The sequence below is a fragment of the Rhodococcus sp. 077-4 genome (assembly GCF_047782425.1).
Lineage (GTDB): Bacteria > Actinomycetota > Actinomycetes > Mycobacteriales > Mycobacteriaceae > Rhodococcoides.
Window position 1 is genome coordinate 62,720 of the sequence record NZ_JAJPWC010000009.1, and the last position, 16,691, is coordinate 79,410.

Below are 16,691 nucleotides of genomic sequence, written 5' to 3' on the forward strand. Positions count from 1 at the left end.
TCGGGCGCTCCACTGATCTTGCTTCACACGTGGGTCGATCGAACAGCAGGCCGTAGGAGTGCTCGTTGTGTAGTGCAGTAGTTCTCGCTGAACGGAGTCGATTCACCCGAATGCGAGGCGACAGCCCGATTCGGCCTGTCCATTCCCCAGCGGAGGTGGCTCGACAGTTCAACCGTGCGATCGGCCTCGAGATGTCGGGGACAGGTTTCGACCCGGCGACGGGGTGGAAGCGGCCGATCATCCACAACACTAGTTCTGCGACAACGGAAGTCGTATCTGGAATCGTGCGCCGCCGATCGGTGAGTCGGTCACCGCTACCGTTCCCCCGTGTTCGGCGACGGTTGCGGCGACGATGGCCAGACCCAATCCGGCACCACCGATGTCGCGTGCCCGGGCAGTGTCCAGTCGAACGAACCGATCGAATACTCGCTCACGTTCCGCCGGCACGATTCCAGGTCCGTCGTCGTCGACCGTGATGATCGCATGACTCTTGGATACGCAGCACGAGAGCGTTATTCGGGTTTTGGCATGCCTGGAAGCGTTGTCGCACAGGTTGCGGACCGCCCTGGCCAAGGCCTGCGGATCACCGGTCACCCGCACGGGAACGATCGACGAATCGACCGCGACGTCGGACAGCTGGGCGATGCGTACGCGCGCTTCGTACAGCAGATCGTCGAGATCGACATCGACGCGCGCACTTCTGGTGCCGGTCTCGTCCGAGCGTGCGAGCACCAACAGGTCCTCGATGAGCTGCCGCATTCGGCGCGCCTCGGGTAGCAGCGAGTCGTCGATCAGTGCTGCATCGAGGAGATCGGGACGGGAGGCAGCGAGTTCGAGGGCGGTGGTGATCGTCGACAGCGGACTGCGCAGTTCGTGCGAGGCATCGCTGACAAAGCGTTGCTGCGCCACGTATCCAGCCTGCAGACGTTCGAGCATCTCGTTCATCGTGCCCGCCAACCGCGCGATCTCGTCGCGTGTGGCCGGTTCCGGGATCCGTTCGTCGAACCGATGATCGGAAATCGACGCGACCCTGGATCTGATGTGCTCGACCGGGCTCAGGGCAGCTCCCACCAGCCGGTAGGTGGCGAAAGCGACGAGGGTGATCACGATGGGCCCGACGACGGCGAGCAGTATCGATACCGTGGTGACGACGTTCTCGACCGGCTCACGATCGGCACCCACTACGACCGTCATGGGGCCGGCAGGTGAGGCGGCACCGTGGCCGGTGGCCCAGAAGTCTGCGTGAGTGCCGTATTCGATTCGGCCGAGGTCGCGCGTCGTTGCAGGGTCCAACCGAGCTGTCGTCAACGGCTCTTCGCCGTCTCCCTGCGATTGCGCTTGCACCGACCCGGAGGTGTCGATGATCTGGACGATCCCGATCTGAGCATCCGTGGCGAACAGCGATTCGTCGATCTGCGATGGTGTCTCGGCTTCGAGTTGTTCGGCCACCTGCTCCGCCCGGGCTACGGCGGCAGAGCGGGCAGAGTCTTCGAGGGAGGTGTACAGCACTGCCAGGAGGGCGCCGCCGGCAAGGACGAGGCAGACTGCAACCACCAGGGTCGAGGCCACCGCCGATCGCACACGGACAGTCCACGTGCGTGGGCGCAGCAGGTCCGAGGTCAGGTGCACCACGTCAGTGTCCCGCGCCGAACCGCCCGAGGTGGTGTGCACTCCGGCATCGGGCTTCACCGCCGACGAAGGAACGACGAAGTGCAACTCCTGACGTCGGTCGCCGAAACAGGCGGCGCGCCCGCCCGTGACTCATTCGGTCGCCGGTGGCGGGGACATTCTGTATCCGACGCCGCGGACCGTCTCGATCTTTCTGCGGCCCAACGGTTGGTCGATCTTCTTGCGGAGGTATCCGATGTAGACCTCGACGATGTTCTCGTCGCCGTCGTAGTTCGCGTCCCACACCGACCGAACGATGTCGGTTTTGGTTACCACCGTCCCGCTGCGCCGCATGAGAAATTCGAGGACGCTGTATTCGCGTGGAGTAAGCGCCAATTCCGACCCCCGGCACATCACACGGTGCCGCGCGGGGTCGAGTTCGAGGTCGCCTACCGTGAGCACCGACGGGCGCTCAGGGGCGCCGCGGCGTACCAGGGCCCGCAGCCTCGCGAGGAGGACGACGAACGAGAACGGCTTGACGAGGTAGTCGTCGGCACCGATGTCGAAGGCGTCGGCAAGATCGTATTCACCGTCCTTGGCCGAGAGCATCAGAATCGGCGTCCACACACCCTGCGCGCGCAGATCCCGGACGATGTCGTAGCCGTGCTTGCCCGGCAGCATGATGTCGAGCACGATCACGTCGAAGTCGCCGGTGGCGGCGCTGTGGAATCCGTCGTCTCCGTTGTGCTCGATCTCGACGACGAATCCCTCGGCCACCAAACCCCGGCGCACCATCTCCGCCAGACGCACTTCGTCTTCGACCACCAGAACTCGCATCGCCAGATCTCCATCCACGCATGTTGTGACGTACCCGGACGAACAGCTCCGGCCAGGACCCGTCGAGTAGACCAGACAACGGTGTGACCGGCGATGCGCTCTCAGGGGATCTTCAGGACGGCTTCGCCACACTCGATCCGTGCTCCACTCCTCCTCGATATCCGTAGTACACACCGCGTTCACCGAAGTTCTCACCGAATCCGCCACCGCCGAGACCGAACTGACAGCGCTGGCGATCGCTGCGGCCCTGGTCCTCGGCGGCATCGCATCGTGGACGCGCAGCCGCAACCGTGCGACTGCCCTGACGGGCGCCGGTTCGGTTCTCGCGCTGACGATTCTCGCTGTGTCCGTTCACAACGACGGTTGGCTCACCGCGGTCGACGGGCCGGTCACCGGTTGGTTCGTCGGCCACCGCACCCCGACCCTCGATTCGGTGGCGATCGCCATCACCAACGCGGGCGGACCGCCCGAGACTGCGGCTGCAGGATTGCTGATCGCCGCGTTGCTGGTGTGGCGGACCAAGCGTTACGCACCGGCACTGGTACTGCTGGGCACGGTCGTTGCTGCTTCGATCGCGTGCACCGTATTGAAATACGTCGTCGGGCGCGACCGTCCGCCGGTGGCACTGCACCTCGTCGCCGAGACCGATCATTCGTTCCCGTCCGGGCACGTCACCGGAACCGCGAGCTTGCTGTTGATGACTGCCCTGGTGCTCGGTGCGCGTACATCTCCCGCTCTGCGGTGGGCGATGGTGGCAGCGGCAGTAGCCTTCACGATGCTCGTCGCCGCCACCCGCCTCTACCTCGGCGTTCATTGGCTCAGCGACGTCGCCGCGGGATTCGTACTCGCTACCCTCGCCGCCGTGGTCGGTTCATACGCCTTGCATCAACTCGACAGTCGCCTCACACCACGGCATTCCACAACCCGGACCACGACGCCGAGCATGGACGTCACCGCATGACAGCGGCCCTCGCAGGCGGCGTTCTCGGCCCGTCGGCGAAATTCTCGATCCGGACACCCTCAACGCGACCTTCGGCTCGACCGGACTTCTCACCGCCCGAATGTTTCTGGGACAGGCGCGTGCGAGCTGAACCGCATACTTGAACAGTGAGTTCTTCCCTGGCCCAGCCTGGTCTGCCACTCGTGGCTCTCTGCCTCGCGATGGTGACGCTCGCCGCGATCATCTATCGGGTCTCCTCGATCGGGCGGATGGTCACCGCTCCCGCTGCTGCTCTCCGCGGGTTCGTTCAACTGGCGGCGATCTCACTCGTTCTCGCCGCGGCGCTGGCGCACCTGTGGTCGTCCCTGCTCGTGCTGCTGGTGATGTTCGGGGCCGCGGCGTTCACGTCGATCCGGCGTTCGGAGTCGGGTAGGTCCGGTATCTGGCTCGTTCTTCCCCTTGCAGTGGGTGTCGGCATCGTCGTGCCTATGTGCCTGCTCACCGGTGTCGTTCCAGCGCAGGGAATCTCGATCGTGCCGGTGGGCGGGATCATCCTGGGCGGGACCATGACCGCAACATCGCTGTCCGCTCGCCGCGCACTGACAGCCTTGACCGAGCGGCACGCAGAAGTGGAGGCGGCGCTGAGTTTGGGTCTGACGGAACGTGATTCACGCGTGGAGGTAGTGCGCCCCACAGCGAGCGATGCTCTGCTGCCGGGACTGGACCAGACGCGAACAGTGGGGCTGGTGACCCTGCCGGGCGCATTCGTGGGGGTGCTGCTGGCCAGTGGTTCGGCCCTGCAGGCAGGGGCCGTGCAAATCCTGGTGCTCTCTGGACTATTACTTGCGCAGACCGTGGCCGTTGCTTTGACCGTGGAACTTGTGGCGCGCGGATCCGTCCACCGGAGGCCGTAGACGGGATCGACCAGATTGGCGTGTACGGCACGTGATCCTCAGGGGACCTTCAGCAACATCCGGGTACGGTCCCGGCTCATGAGCGATCTCACCGATTCCGAGCCCCTGACGGTCCACCGCCGGGCACTGAGCAAAGTCCCCGAAATCACGGTCTGGTTCTGGGTCGTGAAGATTCTGTGCACCACAGTCGGGGAGAGTGTCGCGGACTGGGTGAACATGACGCTCGGTGTCGGACTGACCGCAACGGCGGGGTTGTTCACCGTGATTCTCGTTGCGGTGCTTACTGTTCAGATACGGCTGGCGAAGTACGTACCCGCCGTGTACTGGCTGACCGTGGTGGTGCTCAGTGTCACGGGAACGCTGTACACCGACATCCTCACCGACAGTCGCGGTGTTCCGTTGGCGGTGAGCATGTCGGTGTTTGCGGCGGTGTTGGCGGTGGTGTTCGGGGTGTGGTTCGTACGGGAGCGGACCCTGTCTATTCACAGCATCGTGACCGTGCCCCGTGAGCTGTTCTACTGGCTGGCGATTCTGGTGACCTTCGCACTCGGTACCGCGGCGGGGGACTGGACGCTGAGCATCACCGGTTGGGGCCCGGGCACGTCGGTGCTTCTGCCCGCAGGCTTGATCGTGGCGGTCGTCGTCGGATGGCGGCTCGGCGCGAACGCGGTGTTGGCGTTCTGGTTGGCCTACATCCTCACCCGTCCGCTGGGTGCGAATCTCGGGGATTGGTTCGCGCAACCGAGAACGGAACACGGTCTCGGTGTCGGTACGTTCCTCACCAGCGTCGTGTTTCTGATCGCGATCCTGGCAACAGTGCTGTATCTGACGAAAACGAAACGAGACGTGATCGGGAACCACCGCGTCGAGCCCGAACCGGTTGCCACTGACGCACGCCGCGAGCGCACCATGCTCGTCTACTTCGCGGCAGTCGCCGTTGCCACTGCGGGGCTCCTGTCGTGGGCGTCCGCGCAGCCACACGCAGCGCCGACCAGCGAGGCGGAGAGTTCCGCAAGCGACATCACAGATCTCGCTCCCGGAGAAGCGATCGCACAGTTCCCGCCTGAGCGCGTCACCGAGCTCCGCTCGATCGTCGACGACACTGCCATGGCTGTACGGTCCGGTCAGCAGGACGAGGCGAAGACTGCTGCGAAGAACCTCGAAAGCACGTGGGACGACGATCAACCCACGTTGCAGCCGCTCGACGACGCGGGGTGGACCGCGCTCGACACCCGCATCGACGCAGTGCTCACCGCGATCCGTTCGAGCACACCCGACCCCTCTGCGGAGACGGCTTCGCTGACAGACCTCGCAGCCGCCTTGCAGTGACACGACTGCATTTTCTGGTGCATCGAGCAGGCTGTGGTGTCGCCGACAGTGCGGGGACGAACAACAACGATGCACTGTGCGGAACCCCGTCGGACAAGGGTCGGCGAACTCCACCATACGATCACTGGGTCTGGAATCCTGGCGGTGTTCCGATAGCCGGCAGGTGCACGTGAACAGTGTCAACACCCAACGGCGCGTCCGAAAGGCCATCCCAGAATTGCCCGACCCCTACGACCACGCGCAGGCGAAGGTCTTCGCTGCGATGCTCACCGCTGAGATCGACACCATCTCCACTCGCGTCGACCGTGCCGAACAGTTCGCCCTCAAAGCAATACGGGTTGGGCAGGACACCGCCCGCATCTCGCACGACGACGAAGCGCGAGCGCAACGCAGGGTGCTCTACGAGCTTCATCGCCAACTCGATGCTCTTCGCGGACGCTTCCCGGATGCAGTCGACGACATTGGTCACTGATGGGAGACCGGAGCGGCGCACTGAAGCTGGTCTACGCAGCACGTGGTGCCGGTCGGCGGACTCAATGTAATAACCGATCCCGCCGACGTGCGCGTACCGCAGCGACAGCTGCAGCGACCCTGGCGTCGAAGGCGTCGAGTTGCTCGGCCTCTGCTTCGCTGGCCACGAAGGCGAGCCGCTCGCATGCTGAGCCCGAACGCCATACCCGCTCTATTGCACGCGTTACGGTGATATCCGTCAACGGGTCCCCTGAGACCAGAACCAGGTCTGCTCGCCGCCCAACCGAAATACGTCCACGATCAGCCAAGCCGAACACACGCGCCGGCCCGCTCGTCGCCGAAGCCAGCGCCCGAGCAGGGGTGACGCCGCAGCGAACCAACAGTTCCAGTTCACGATGAAGGCTTGCACCGAACACCGTCCCCGGGTTGGGCGCATCCGTACCCGCCAACAGGCGTACCCCGGCATCAGCCAGTCGCCGAACATTGCTCTCGGCCAACGAGTACGGTACCGACGCTGCCCCGGTCGATTCCGACATACGAGAGGTCAACTTACGCATCACTCGATCCCCCAACATCTCGGTCAGCCGCGGATCACGCACCACGCCAGCGCCACCTTGCTCGCCCACGGCGTTCTCGATCGTCACCAAAGTCGGACCAACCGCGATGTCGGCCTGCGCAATTCGGTCGACCAGAGACGTGCCAAGTTCGGCATTGGCGGGAACGTGGGCTATGACGTCGACCTGAGCGGATACGACATCCTCGACACCGGCTACCGAACTCACGTGCGCGACGACAACCAGACCGCGGGCGTGCGCGGCGGTCACCAGCGACGTGATGGTGTCGAAGTCCAGTGCAGGCCACAACCCGCCTGTGCCGGAAAAGATCTTCAGATAGTCCGTGCCTTCCGCGATCCGTGCCGCGACGAATCCGTCCGCCTGCCCGGGTTCTGTCAGCGTGGGAATAGGGGCGTAGATCGCAGACGGGTGTCCACCCGGTGCGGTGGCACCGATACCCGAGGACCGTACATCGGCCACGTCCTTGCAGGTGGAGGCCCGGTTTCTCGCGCGGGCCACGACAGCCGGCGTACTGAACATGTCGAGGACGGTCGTGACACCGAAAGTCAGCGACTGCTCGAGTGCGCCTGGAACAAGGTGAACGTGCGCGTCGATCAACCCGGGAATCAACGTCCCCCCACGCGCGTCGATCACCTCGTCGCCTTCTTGCGCGGCCGAGATCATCGAGCAGTCGGTGATGACGCCGTCTTCGAATCGAACCGACGTCCACTCCCGCAACGCCGTCCCATCGAATACCGTTGCATTCGCGACTGTGGTGGCCGCTCGATTCATACCAAGCAGACTACGTTCGTTCGTATCCCGATCGACCCATCCGTCGTCGAGAGGCAGACCAGCTACGTCGGATACGATGCCGCGAAGCTCAGCTCAGCGTGTCGAAACAACGACCGGATCCACCGTTACTCAGACAGTCCCAAAAGAGCGAAAAGAATCAATTTCTTTGACGTAGGTGGCTTCTCAATAGGGATTGTCAAGTGCGGTGCCAGTGCATTAGCCTAACTTGGCGACGACGTGTCGCTAAGAATGGAGGGCTATGCCGAGGATTGACGCGCCTACTGTTGCCGAGCACCGAGAGAACGTCGAGGGAGCCCTGCTGGATGCGGCCCGTGAGCTACTGATTTCCAAGGGGCCGGAGTCGGTTACACCGGGCTTGGTCGGTAGCGCTGTGGGACTTGCGCGTAGCAGTGTGTACAAGTACTTCCCCTCGAAGGAATCCATACTCGTGCGTATCGTCGCTGACAGCTTCGCCGGCTGGAATGCAACTGTTCGTGCACGAGTGTCTTTGAGCGACAGCCCCGATGAGCGCATTGCCGCCTACGTGCATGCCTCACTTGACCTCGCTGCAGCCGGAGTGCACCGGATAGCCGTTCTCGGCGGGGAGCATCTGAACAGTGCGAAAGCTCGAGTTGCACTCGCTCAGCACCATGTCGAGGTCTCTGAGCCGTTGCGAGCAGCGCTTTTCGACCGGGGTGACCCTGACCCCGAATTGACCGCCGCGCTAGTAGATGGCGCGCTAGGTCGCGCAATAGACCAGATTGACCATGGTCATTCTTCCGCTCAAGTTCGTCGTGTCACCGAAACGTTTCTCGTCAACGCACTTCACCTTGCAACCTCAGCCTCAAGTGATACTCAGGAGATCAGATGTTCACCGTCGTAAACGAACTGTTCGTAGACCCGAAGAACCGCAGTACTTTCGAGCAGAATTTTGGTGCGGGCATGCATGGCACCTTGAGTCAAGTTCCTGGCTTGATATTCGGACGGTTGTTGCGACCTGTCGAACCGGATCGCGGATACTGCTCGGTCCTCGAATTCACCGATGAGCAGGCCTATGTTGACTATCTCCAGTCGGACGCCTTCCGCGCGGCACACACCTGGCCGGATCACGCCCCAATCGACGACAGCAGGCTCAGTAGCTACCGGGTCGTCACCACAGTCGACGGCCCAGGTGCGTAAGCAAAATTGGCCATTCAGGCACGACGACGTGAGATTGGGCGCGCCGCGCTGAACCGCTTGTGGTCTACGAGCTGCATCTCCGGAGCAAAGGTCTACGTCGCCGCCCACATCGGCAGAGTGCAGAGCTACACCTGACGCCGCCGCCGAGCGTGGCCGCCGGTTCGAGGTGGCCACGCCCGGCAATCCAGGGCGCGGGGCCGGTGCATCGGGCATCGAGCCCTCACACCGACACGACGCCCACCACCAGCACCGACGCAGGTACAGCGGGCGGCCGGCGGTACCGTCCACGGACGAACGAGCGAAGGGCGCTCAGAGGAACGTCGGATCGGCCGGCCACACGATATCGACGTCGGCGGAGGTGGGACGGGTGTCCTCGACCAGGACACCGCCCACGATCGCATCGAGCGCGAGATCCGACGGCACCGGCGAGCCGTTCACTACAGCTTTGGCCAAGGCATGTTCGGTCCGCGAGCGCTCCATACCCGAGCACCCTACCGACCAGCACGAACACAGTCACCGGCACGAGCCCGGCGGCGCCGGTAGAAATGGGGAGGTTCTTTTCGGTCCGTCTGGCTGCGCATCGAGAATGCATCACCCGTCATCTCCCGGATCAACCCCTGGCTCCGCTCACGCTCCGGCCCACAGGGCCCCGCACGACTGTTCGCCCGACCCGCACTCGCTGCGCTCCCCGGCGAAAACTCGCACAGGCCAGGCATTGACCGTCGACGCCGTGCGCCGCCGTCTCTTCTCCGCGCCAGCCGGAAGTGAAAAGAACGCAGTAAGAGACGGAGCAGGAAAGGTGGACGATAACTGTATTGCAATTCCGCCGAGTGGTCCCGTGGTGAAAGTCGGGCAATGAAACAGAAAGAGCCACAACGCAACTGGCCATATTGACGAGTTAATAGCCCTGGCATTAAGACCACTATTGACGTAGAATAGAAGTCAACGCCAGCAATTCCGCTAAGGAGAAATCTATGTCGCTCACCGACTGCACAAAACCGCAATGTGACCCCTGCAGCGGAACCAAAATCATCCTCGACAACAAGAAGGCGAGCTTCAGAATCATCGACGTCACCGAAGATCCCGCCGCGTACCGATTCATCACCGAGGATCTCGGCTACCGACAGACCCCCGTCGTGTATGTCGACGAGAACAACCACTTCAGCGGGTTCCAGATCGACGCCCTGAACAAGCTCGCCGCAGCCTGAAACCCACAAACCCGACGACACAGGAGACCCGCCATGCGACTCGTACCCGCCTACGCACCGGACCCCGACTACATCGACCGCCAGATCGATGCCGAACTGGCCGCAGAACACGACCAGACGCAGTCCGACACCCTGCAGTCCGACACCCTGCAGTCCGACACCCTGCAGTCCGGCACCGACAAGATCGCATCATGACCACACCGAGCAGCGTGGACACCGTGGACACCGACGTCGACGACTGCACCCCGAACCGGCCCACCCTCGCCCTACACAGGGCAGTGGCGGCCCTCGAAGAGCTCGACGACAGTGTCGAAGACGCCCTGATGGTTCTCGCCCCCACACAGAAGCTCCTCGACGCACTCCAAGGTCGCACCAGCGGACTCGTGCTGTCCCACGAGAATGCCGCGTCCACCGCCGAGCGCCTCCACGACGTCCGCACTACACCCGAAGCAATACGGGCCGACCTCGCCCACACGCTCACCAACTACAACTTCTGACCACCCAGACCACCGACACGAACGAGGCCCGCGATGAACGCACTACGCGCAGTCCCCACACCCGGCGACGACGCCGCAGAACAGGCACACGCGGACCTCGCACCCGTCGAGGACCTCGACACCCTCACTGTCGAGCCGGGCTACGACCCGGCCACCGACCCCGAAGCGATGCTCCTGTGCGCCCTGATGGACGTCCGCAACCAGAGCGCCGACGGAACCGACATCGAACGGATCACCAGCACCCTCACCACGACTGACTTCGAGGATCCGGCACACGCACGCATGTACGGCCACATCGTCGACCTCATCGCCGCCGGGCAACCCCACGACTTCGCCTCCGTCACCGGCGCACTCATCCGATCCGGAGCCGACGGAGCCAAAGACGCCCCGCTACGCAAACGCCTCATGGGCATCGTCACCGCCGGCGCACACTCTGTCGCGGCCGTGCACTACGCCGACAACGTTCTGTCCCAGTCCTACCGCCGCAGCTTCCACATCGCCGGCCAACGACTGACCCAGGCCGCCGAAGAAGCACCCGAAGCCGATCTGTTCGACTACATGGTCGAACTCGGCACCGCGCAGCGCTCAGCCTTCAACCGGCTCAACACGTTTCGGAAACCGTTCACACCATGACCCCCGTTCGGTGCGATGCCCCGACACCGCACACCCTGCACCCTCGCCGGAACCGGGGCCTGCACATCTCACGTACACGCTCCCGAGGCGGCGCTACGGTTGCTGCTGGTCGACTACCGAAAGTGAGCACCGTGGAGAAGAGATACGAACGATCCGGACGGGTGCGTGGAAGGCTCGCGGCCGGACCGGCCGTTCTGCTCGCCGCGACAGTTGCCGCGATCGCACTGTCGAGCTGCTCGACAACCGAGCCCGGCACCCCGAGCCCGGAGACGTCCGACGACGGCCTGATCGTGGCCAGCAACAACGGATGCGCGACGTTCGGCCGGGCCGTGCTCGAGTATCTCTCGACCGGCGACAATCGCGGTGACCCGAACATGGATTTGAAGTACGGCGATTCGGTCGGCGTTCCGCTGCCTCAGGCCCGAGCGATTGCAGATCGAGCCATCGTCGACTGTGACACCCAGATCGACGTCGGCGGCGCAGACCCCAGCAGCGCCGCAACGCGCACGCTCGATCAGACCTCTGCCGAGGACGGCGTGCGCAAGGTGGTGACCCAGAACTACGGGGCATCCGACGTCTCCAATGTGCAGTGCCCGGAGGAGATACCCGTTGTCGACGGCACGAGCGTCACCTGCTCTCTGACCGTGGCCGGAGCCGACAAAATGGTGACGCTCACCTTCATCGGGTCCGACGGCGACTACGAAGTGAGCCTGCCGAAGTGACCCACCCCGTGAACGCAACCGATGCGGACAGCCTCCTTCTCGGCGTCGACCTGCCCGAGCACGTGCGCAGCCAGATCGTCGCCGTCGTCGACGCGGCCGGCGACCTCGAGCACGTCCCACCCGGGGCCGGCGCACTGACCGTGCAGGTGTGTTCGGCGTCGGAGACGTCCTACGACGCCGCGACGTGGAGCACCCTGGGCACCTACCGGGCCGCCGACGCCGCGGTCCTCACCGAACGACTCCTCGATGCGCTCGGTGACAGCGCGAACATCGGCACCGACCTGGGTGTCCTCATCGTCACCCACACCCACACCGACATCCCGGAGGCACCGACCATGACCGCACCCACCGCAGACGGAGCACCGGCCCCGGCCGCGCCGCTGTTGACCCTCGACCTCGACAAGGCCGACGTCCTCGACGACGATTTCGAGTGGCCCGAACCCGGCACCGTGCAGGCGCTGATGAATCCGCATTGGCTGCTGCAGGCGGCCATTCAGTCCGGTGCCGTCACCTACGACCGTGCCGCGTGGGGCGAGCTCGCACTGTCGGCCGAGTTCACCGCCCCGAACCGGCACGAACTCGAATTCGTGATCACCTACGAGATCGACGGCGCACCGAACATCGTCGACGGCGACACCACCGACTACCCCGAGAACTTCAACGAGCTCGACGACGACGCCCAGAATGCGGTCCCCTCGACGCTGGTCCCGAACCCCGAAACCGCGCGGGCCTGGTTGACGTACCTCGTCGACTCCTTCAACGCCCTGCACGCGAGCACCGACAAGCTCGTCCGCGGCTGGCCCCGGCAGTAGAAGCCCCGTCAGCGCCGAAACCCCCGACCACACAGTGTGGTCGGGGGTTTCGTTCGTTCTCGCGATCGGGATGGTGTGATGGTCAGTCCTCGCGGATCCTGCGCAACAGCTGCGCGAGAGCGAGCGCGGTGATCGGATCGTCGACCGTGGACGCGGACGCGACGACCAGCTCGAGGTCGCCCGAATCCTGCACCGCGTCGAGCAGATCGAGCGATGCCTCGACGGCGAAGTTCGGGCCCGAGAGCTCGTTGATGATCGCGAGCAGTTCGACGAACCGCGACGCGGTCTCGGGGTGGACGGTGGAATGCAGCATCTCGAACGCGGCCACCGCTTCCGGTGAGCGGAGTTCGGCGAGGATCGCGAGCTCCATGTGGTCGAGGTCGGACAGCGTGGGGGAGTCGGGTGTGCTCATGGTGTGGGTCTTTCGGTCGGTGCGTCGCCGGTGGCCGGCGGCACGGGAGAAACGGAATGCAACGGGGACACTGCGGCTTCGGTGATCCCGAAATGCCCGGCGCCGGCGGCCGCGGGGTCGGTGGCCATCAATTCGGTGACCAGATCCCGATGGATCAGAGCGGCGAGGCGGTGCTGATGGGAAAGGTAGGCGAGCAGCTCGGCAGTCAGTAGTGCGGCACCGGACGGCCCGCCGTACTCCTGCGCCCAGTCCTCGCCGTCGCGTTCGGGGGCGTACAGCAGCGATTCCGGCGCGCAGAGAACCTTGTCGAGGATCTCCGCAGTGATCCCGGACGCCTGCAGCCGCTCGATCACCCCGGGGATCTCTTTGGCCGTGCGGTGCCCGATAAGGCTGAGATACCAGCCGATGTCGATCACGCCACTGCGCCTGATTCGTCGTCGAACGACCGGCGGGTATGGCTTTCCAGTACGTGCAGCTCGGCAGTGAGGCCGACTGCGCATTCGGCGTCGGCCACCGGATCGAGGGCAGCGATGTTCGCCCGCAGTTGCGTGATCCGGGTGTAGCGGGCGACAGCTGCGGCGTCGGTGTCGTAGACCTCCATCGGGTGTTCCACGACGAGCCGCCGTTGCCCGGGCACTGTCTTCACGGTGGCCTCGCTGTGGCCACCGCTGCGCATCGTGATCTCGCGGGCGATAGCGCCGGCGAAGATGTGGGCCGAGTGTGCGGGGAAGTCGCCGGCCATTGTGGTCGAGTTCGGTAGTGGATCGGGCCGGGTCGAGCGCACGGTGACGTCGATCAGGTCGGCCGGGTCGACGCCGGGAAGCGGCTCGATCGGTGTGGCGGTCCAGACCCGGATCGCGGCCATGACGTACCCCGGTGGCGGCAGTTCTGCCGACCTGACACCCGGTGCGTAGGCCGACATCGACGCGAGGGCGCACGCGATCTCGCCGGGAGTGCCGATGAAGCAGAGCGAGTCGTCGACGGTGCGGGTGAATGTCGCGGCGACGGTATCGACCTGTCGGAGGTCCGCGACGGCTTCTGCTTGGCTCACCGCGAACCGGGCCGCCGTGGAGGGCGAGTGGAAGTGCCCGCGGGTGAGTACGAACCCGGGGTCGCCGTGCTGATCGAGGGTGGAGATCTCGACCTCGATCAGTGCAGTCGGCGGCGTCGGTGAATCGTCCGGCGTCGTGGCCGGCGGGAGCGAGCGAGGATCTGTGATGTCCATAAGTGAGTCCTTCGACTATCGAGACGAATCAGAGCATCGGGCCGGGGCCAGGGAGGAAGGCCGTGGCGAGGACTATCGAGCCGATGACGAGACCGGCGGCGATCATGCCGAGGCGTCGGTTGATGGGGTCGGACCAGGTGTGGCCGGTGACGATCGCCATGCGCAGCATCACTGCGACGGATGCGATGCCACCGGTCACCGTCATCACTCCGACCATCCAGAACTGGACTGTCGTGAACAGATGGTTCATCGGTCAGCTCGCGTTCGCGTAGCTCTCACCCGGCGAGTTCTGCTCGGCGTCCGTACCGGTCGACTCTGCAGCGGCGGGCTCGGTCTTCGCCGGCGGCGACGACGGTTGCAGCCGCGGAGGCCGGGGCGACGTCTTGGTGGCCGCAGTAGTGGCGGTCTTCTTCCCGGCGACGGCGGAGGTGGGGACTTTCAGGCCGGCCTTGCGGAGCTCGGGTGCGGACCAGCCGCCGTCGATCGCGGCTTTGATCGCGGCGAGCTCTGTCGCGGCGGCGGTGCGTTCGGAGGCTTGCGCTTCGGCGACCTTCGCGGCGGCGATGGCGCGGTCGTTCTGAGCGGCGACAATCGCGTCGATCAGCCCGAGGCGGGCATCGAGAGCAGCTTGGGCGGCGGCGCGAACGGTATTGGGATCGAGAGGGGTGAGGGACATGTGTGGGGACCTTTCGGAGACGGCGTGCAGCGCGCGCGAGAGAGTGGCGAAGCGCTGAGTGACAACGCGGTCTCGGGCGGCCCACACGCCGTCCGATATCCGAGGACAACGCTATCGAATCGGCCCGACAGATGCACGCCACAGACGGCGCTATACCTTGCACGGTATATGCCGTGTGCGGTATATTTGCGTGGTGGATGTTGATGCACCGGAAGAGTTCTTCGACTGGCTCGATCGCGTGGAGGCGAAGGCCGACGCCGGCGATGCTGCGTCGGTGCGGGTCCTCGCTCGGGTGACCGATGCGTTGGTGCAGTTGCGGGAGCTCGACGGTGTTCCGGTGGAGGATCGGCCGGACCTCAAGAGGGTGCGGCAGTCGAAGAAGTTTCCGGTGTGGCGGACGGCGCATCCGTTCGATGCGCAGATTGCGCTGCGGTTGATCTGTTGGTTCCCGCCGGGGAGTAGTTCGGTGGTGGTGGCGTTGTTCGCGGCCGACAAGGCGCGGATGGGTGATGTGTTCTACGACGGTGTCGGCGCACGGGCTGATGTCGCTATCGAGCGGTGGCTACGTGAGACAGAAGGGGAGCAGTAATGAGCGAGAAGAAGTCGTTCCGGCGTGCGAACGACCGGATCGAGCAGTTGCGTACCAAGCCTGCGATAGCGGAGACGGTGCGCGAGTTCGCGGCCGAGCGGGAGACGATGAACCGGGTGTACGCCGAGGGGTTGGCGGACATTCGTAAGGCCGGCAACCTCACCCAGGTTCAGGTGGCAGCGTTGCTCGGGACGAATCAGGGTGCGGTGTCGCGGATCGAGGGCCGCGACGATCTGTTGCTGTCGACGCTGCGGCAGTACCTCGCTGCGACCGGTGCTGTGCACCCGAAGATCGTCGTCGAGAAGGATGGCGTCGAAATCGCGTTGGATCTCGACGCCTTCGCCTGACGGCTGTGCAGGTACTCGATCGGGTTCGGTGGTCGACGGTCAGTCTTCCGGTGTGGTGTCTGCTCGTAGCGTGACGAAGCCGGGGAGGTTATTGGTCCCGTCGGGCCACGTTGTTTCTGCATCGACCTGCACGTCATGGAGTGTCGTCGTGTCCGTAAATCGAGCGCGGGAAAAGTTGGCACCTCGCAGGTCCGCGTTGTCGAAGCAGACCTCGTTGAGGTTGCAGCCGGAGAAGTCTGCTCCCCCCAGTCGTGCGCCGGCGAAGTCCGCGAAGTCGAGTTCGGCTCCGACGAACTTCGCTCCAATCAGCCGCGCCCGATGGAACACGGCAGCGCCGCAGGTTGTGCCGCGAAAATCAAGGTCCCTCATCCGAGCGCCGGCGAAGTTGACGCCGTCGAGATGCGCACCGGTAAGGGTGGCTCCGATCAGGTTCGCGGCTGTCAGGCGCGCGCTGTTCAGCCACGCATTTGTGAGTACTGCATCGCTCAGATCGGCGCTGTGCAGTCGGATTCCCTTGAGGTCAGCGTCGGTCAGGTCGGTGCCGACGAGGAACGCTCCAGCGAGGTCTACTGAACCCAGCGATGCTTCGGGCAGTTTGGCTGCGGAGAGGTCGAATTTCGATCCTTGCCAGGACGGGTTGTTCTGATACTCGGGAAGGAACGTTGTGTGCGTTTGGATCAGCTCGACAATCGCTGCGCGAACGCGCTTCTCCTCGGCTTCGAAGACATCGGCAAGGGTTTGCATGTCCTCCGTCGAGATCCGCGACAGCATGATGAGCTCGTTCGCGGTGTCGTTGCGTAGGTAGGCGCACAACAGGTCGATGCACACCTGACGTTCGATGATCGCGGCATCGAGTGGGTGAAGGGCAGCCCAGTCGTCCGCGAGCGATCCAAGTGAGAACACACCCGCCAGCCGTACCGGGGCGGCGGGATCTGCGAGTTGCGCC

At 64.5% G+C, this 16,691-nt stretch carries 24 protein-coding genes; 14 read left to right on the plus strand and 10 right to left on the minus strand.

The features are described 5' to 3' along the window. Nucleotides 1-249 precede the first annotated feature (249 nt). The gene (locus ACNEOT_RS25230; protein ID WP_415977530.1) at nucleotides 250-1,623 is read right to left on the minus strand and encodes a sensor histidine kinase; all 1,374 of its coding nucleotides are present in this window, start codon (nucleotides 1,621-1,623) and stop codon (nucleotides 250-252) included. A 138-nt stretch (nucleotides 1,624-1,761) separates the two neighbouring features. Further along, nucleotides 1,762-2,445 carry a response regulator transcription factor gene (locus tag ACNEOT_RS25235; protein WP_415977498.1) on the minus strand — a complete coding sequence of 228 codons (684 nt, stop codon included), beginning with the start codon at nucleotides 2,443-2,445 and terminating at the stop codon, nucleotides 1,762-1,764. 139 nt (nucleotides 2,446-2,584) lie between these two features. Between ACNEOT_RS25235 and ACNEOT_RS25240 the strand changes: the two genes are divergently transcribed. From ACNEOT_RS25240 to ACNEOT_RS25255, 4 genes are all read left to right on the plus strand, one after another. Continuing rightward, complete coding sequence (locus ACNEOT_RS25240; protein WP_415977499.1) at nucleotides 2,585-3,406, plus strand: phosphatase PAP2 family protein; 822 nt, start codon at nucleotides 2,585-2,587, stop codon at nucleotides 3,404-3,406. Between the two features lie 146 nt (nucleotides 3,407-3,552). Continuing rightward, nucleotides 3,553-4,299 carry an ABC transporter permease gene (locus ACNEOT_RS25245; protein WP_415977500.1) on the plus strand — a complete coding sequence of 249 codons (747 nt, stop codon included), beginning with the start codon at nucleotides 3,553-3,555 and terminating at the stop codon, nucleotides 4,297-4,299. A 78-nt stretch (nucleotides 4,300-4,377) separates the two neighbouring features. After that, complete coding sequence (locus ACNEOT_RS25250; protein WP_415977501.1) at nucleotides 4,378-5,628, plus strand: hypothetical protein; 1,251 nt, start codon at nucleotides 4,378-4,380, stop codon at nucleotides 5,626-5,628. A 169-nt stretch (nucleotides 5,629-5,797) separates the two neighbouring features. Next, nucleotides 5,798-6,100, plus strand: coding sequence for a hypothetical protein (locus tag ACNEOT_RS25255; protein WP_415977502.1), 303 nt, complete (start codon nucleotides 5,798-5,800; stop codon nucleotides 6,098-6,100). Between the two features lie 61 nt (nucleotides 6,101-6,161). Here ACNEOT_RS25255 and ACNEOT_RS25260 read toward each other — a convergent pair whose 3' ends face one another. Then, on the minus strand, nucleotides 6,162-7,445 hold the full coding sequence (locus ACNEOT_RS25260) for an amidohydrolase family protein (RefSeq protein WP_415977503.1): 1,284 nt from the start codon (nucleotides 7,443-7,445) through the stop codon (nucleotides 6,162-6,164). Between the two features lie 259 nt (nucleotides 7,446-7,704). On the opposite strand from ACNEOT_RS25260, the gene ACNEOT_RS25265 reads away from it, so the two are divergent. Then, nucleotides 7,705-8,328, plus strand: a complete 624-nt coding sequence (locus ACNEOT_RS25265) for a TetR/AcrR family transcriptional regulator (RefSeq protein WP_415977504.1) — start codon at nucleotides 7,705-7,707, stop codon at nucleotides 8,326-8,328. Next, complete coding sequence (locus ACNEOT_RS25270) at nucleotides 8,313-8,624, plus strand: antibiotic biosynthesis monooxygenase family protein (protein ID WP_415977506.1); 312 nt, start codon at nucleotides 8,313-8,315, stop codon at nucleotides 8,622-8,624. Before ACNEOT_RS25265 ends, ACNEOT_RS25270 begins: the two co-directional genes overlap by 16 nt. A 309-nt stretch (nucleotides 8,625-8,933) precedes the next feature. Here the strand turns inward: ACNEOT_RS25270 and ACNEOT_RS25275 are convergent, their stop codons facing one another. Beyond that, nucleotides 8,934-9,104, minus strand: coding sequence for a hypothetical protein (locus tag ACNEOT_RS25275; RefSeq protein WP_415977507.1), 171 nt, complete (start codon nucleotides 9,102-9,104; stop codon nucleotides 8,934-8,936). 494 nt (nucleotides 9,105-9,598) lie between these two features. On the opposite strand from ACNEOT_RS25275, the gene ACNEOT_RS25280 reads away from it, so the two are divergent. The 6 genes from ACNEOT_RS25280 to ACNEOT_RS25305 all read left to right on the plus strand — a co-directional run bounded on the left by ACNEOT_RS25280 (nucleotide 9,599) and on the right by ACNEOT_RS25305 (nucleotide 12,496). Next, nucleotides 9,599-9,832: a glutaredoxin family protein gene (locus tag ACNEOT_RS25280; protein WP_415977508.1), complete on the plus strand. Its 234-nt coding sequence runs from the start codon at nucleotides 9,599-9,601 to the stop codon at nucleotides 9,830-9,832. Between the two features lie 33 nt (nucleotides 9,833-9,865). Beyond that, nucleotides 9,866-10,027, plus strand: a complete 162-nt coding sequence (locus ACNEOT_RS25285) for a hypothetical protein (RefSeq protein ID WP_415977510.1) — start codon at nucleotides 9,866-9,868, stop codon at nucleotides 10,025-10,027. Continuing rightward, nucleotides 10,024-10,329, plus strand: coding sequence for a hypothetical protein (locus ACNEOT_RS25290; RefSeq protein ID WP_415977511.1), 306 nt, complete (start codon nucleotides 10,024-10,026; stop codon nucleotides 10,327-10,329). The genes ACNEOT_RS25285 and ACNEOT_RS25290 overlap by 4 nt, the downstream gene beginning before the upstream one ends. 33 nt (nucleotides 10,330-10,362) lie before the next feature. Beyond that, nucleotides 10,363-10,962: a DnaB-like helicase N-terminal domain-containing protein gene (locus ACNEOT_RS25295; RefSeq protein ID WP_415977512.1), complete on the plus strand. Its 600-nt coding sequence runs from the start codon at nucleotides 10,363-10,365 to the stop codon at nucleotides 10,960-10,962. A 122-nt stretch (nucleotides 10,963-11,084) separates the two neighbouring features. Beyond that, a complete protein-coding gene (locus ACNEOT_RS25300; RefSeq protein ID WP_415977513.1) occupies nucleotides 11,085-11,684 on the plus strand; it encodes a DUF4333 domain-containing protein in 600 nt (199 codons plus the stop codon). Further along, on the plus strand, nucleotides 11,681-12,496 hold the full coding sequence (locus tag ACNEOT_RS25305) for a hypothetical protein (protein ID WP_415977514.1): 816 nt from the start codon (nucleotides 11,681-11,683) through the stop codon (nucleotides 12,494-12,496). Before ACNEOT_RS25300 ends, ACNEOT_RS25305 begins: the two co-directional genes overlap by 4 nt. An 82-nt stretch (nucleotides 12,497-12,578) precedes the next feature. On the opposite strand, the gene ACNEOT_RS25310 is transcribed toward ACNEOT_RS25305, so the two are convergent. From ACNEOT_RS25310 to ACNEOT_RS25330, 5 genes are read right to left on the minus strand one after another with little or no spacing between them, the layout of a single operon-like run. After that, nucleotides 12,579-12,908 carry a hypothetical protein gene (locus ACNEOT_RS25310; RefSeq protein WP_415977516.1) on the minus strand — a complete coding sequence of 110 codons (330 nt, stop codon included), beginning with the start codon at nucleotides 12,906-12,908 and terminating at the stop codon, nucleotides 12,579-12,581. Then, nucleotides 12,905-13,324 carry a hypothetical protein gene (locus ACNEOT_RS25315; protein ID WP_415977518.1) on the minus strand — a complete coding sequence of 140 codons (420 nt, stop codon included), beginning with the start codon at nucleotides 13,322-13,324 and terminating at the stop codon, nucleotides 12,905-12,907. The genes ACNEOT_RS25310 and ACNEOT_RS25315 overlap by 4 nt, the downstream gene beginning before the upstream one ends. Then, nucleotides 13,321-14,133 (minus strand): methyltransferase, encoded by an 813-nt coding sequence (locus ACNEOT_RS25320; protein ID WP_415977520.1) that lies wholly within the window; start codon nucleotides 14,131-14,133, stop codon nucleotides 13,321-13,323. The genes ACNEOT_RS25315 and ACNEOT_RS25320 overlap by 4 nt, the downstream gene beginning before the upstream one ends. 28 nt (nucleotides 14,134-14,161) lie before the next feature. Beyond that, complete coding sequence (locus ACNEOT_RS25325; RefSeq protein WP_415977522.1) at nucleotides 14,162-14,383, minus strand: hypothetical protein; 222 nt, start codon at nucleotides 14,381-14,383, stop codon at nucleotides 14,162-14,164. 3 nt (nucleotides 14,384-14,386) lie between these two features. Then, complete coding sequence (locus ACNEOT_RS25330; RefSeq protein ID WP_415977524.1) at nucleotides 14,387-14,809, minus strand: hypothetical protein; 423 nt, start codon at nucleotides 14,807-14,809, stop codon at nucleotides 14,387-14,389. Nucleotides 14,810-15,002: 193 nt separating this feature from the next. Between ACNEOT_RS25330 and ACNEOT_RS25335 the strand changes: the two genes are divergently transcribed. Both ACNEOT_RS25335 and ACNEOT_RS25340 read left to right on the plus strand, forming a co-directional pair. Beyond that, the gene (locus ACNEOT_RS25335) at nucleotides 15,003-15,398 is read left to right on the plus strand and encodes a hypothetical protein (protein WP_094622086.1); all 396 of its coding nucleotides are present in this window, start codon (nucleotides 15,003-15,005) and stop codon (nucleotides 15,396-15,398) included. After that, entirely contained in the window at nucleotides 15,398-15,745 is a 348-nt protein-coding gene (locus tag ACNEOT_RS25340) for a helix-turn-helix domain-containing protein (RefSeq protein ID WP_415977526.1), read from the plus strand. The genes ACNEOT_RS25335 and ACNEOT_RS25340 overlap by 1 nt, the downstream gene beginning before the upstream one ends. Nucleotides 15,746-15,784: 39 nt before the next feature. Here ACNEOT_RS25340 and ACNEOT_RS25345 read toward each other — a convergent pair. Then, a partial coding sequence (locus tag ACNEOT_RS25345) for a pentapeptide repeat-containing protein (RefSeq protein WP_415977528.1) occupies nucleotides 15,785-16,691 on the minus strand: 907 nt, incomplete at its 5' end.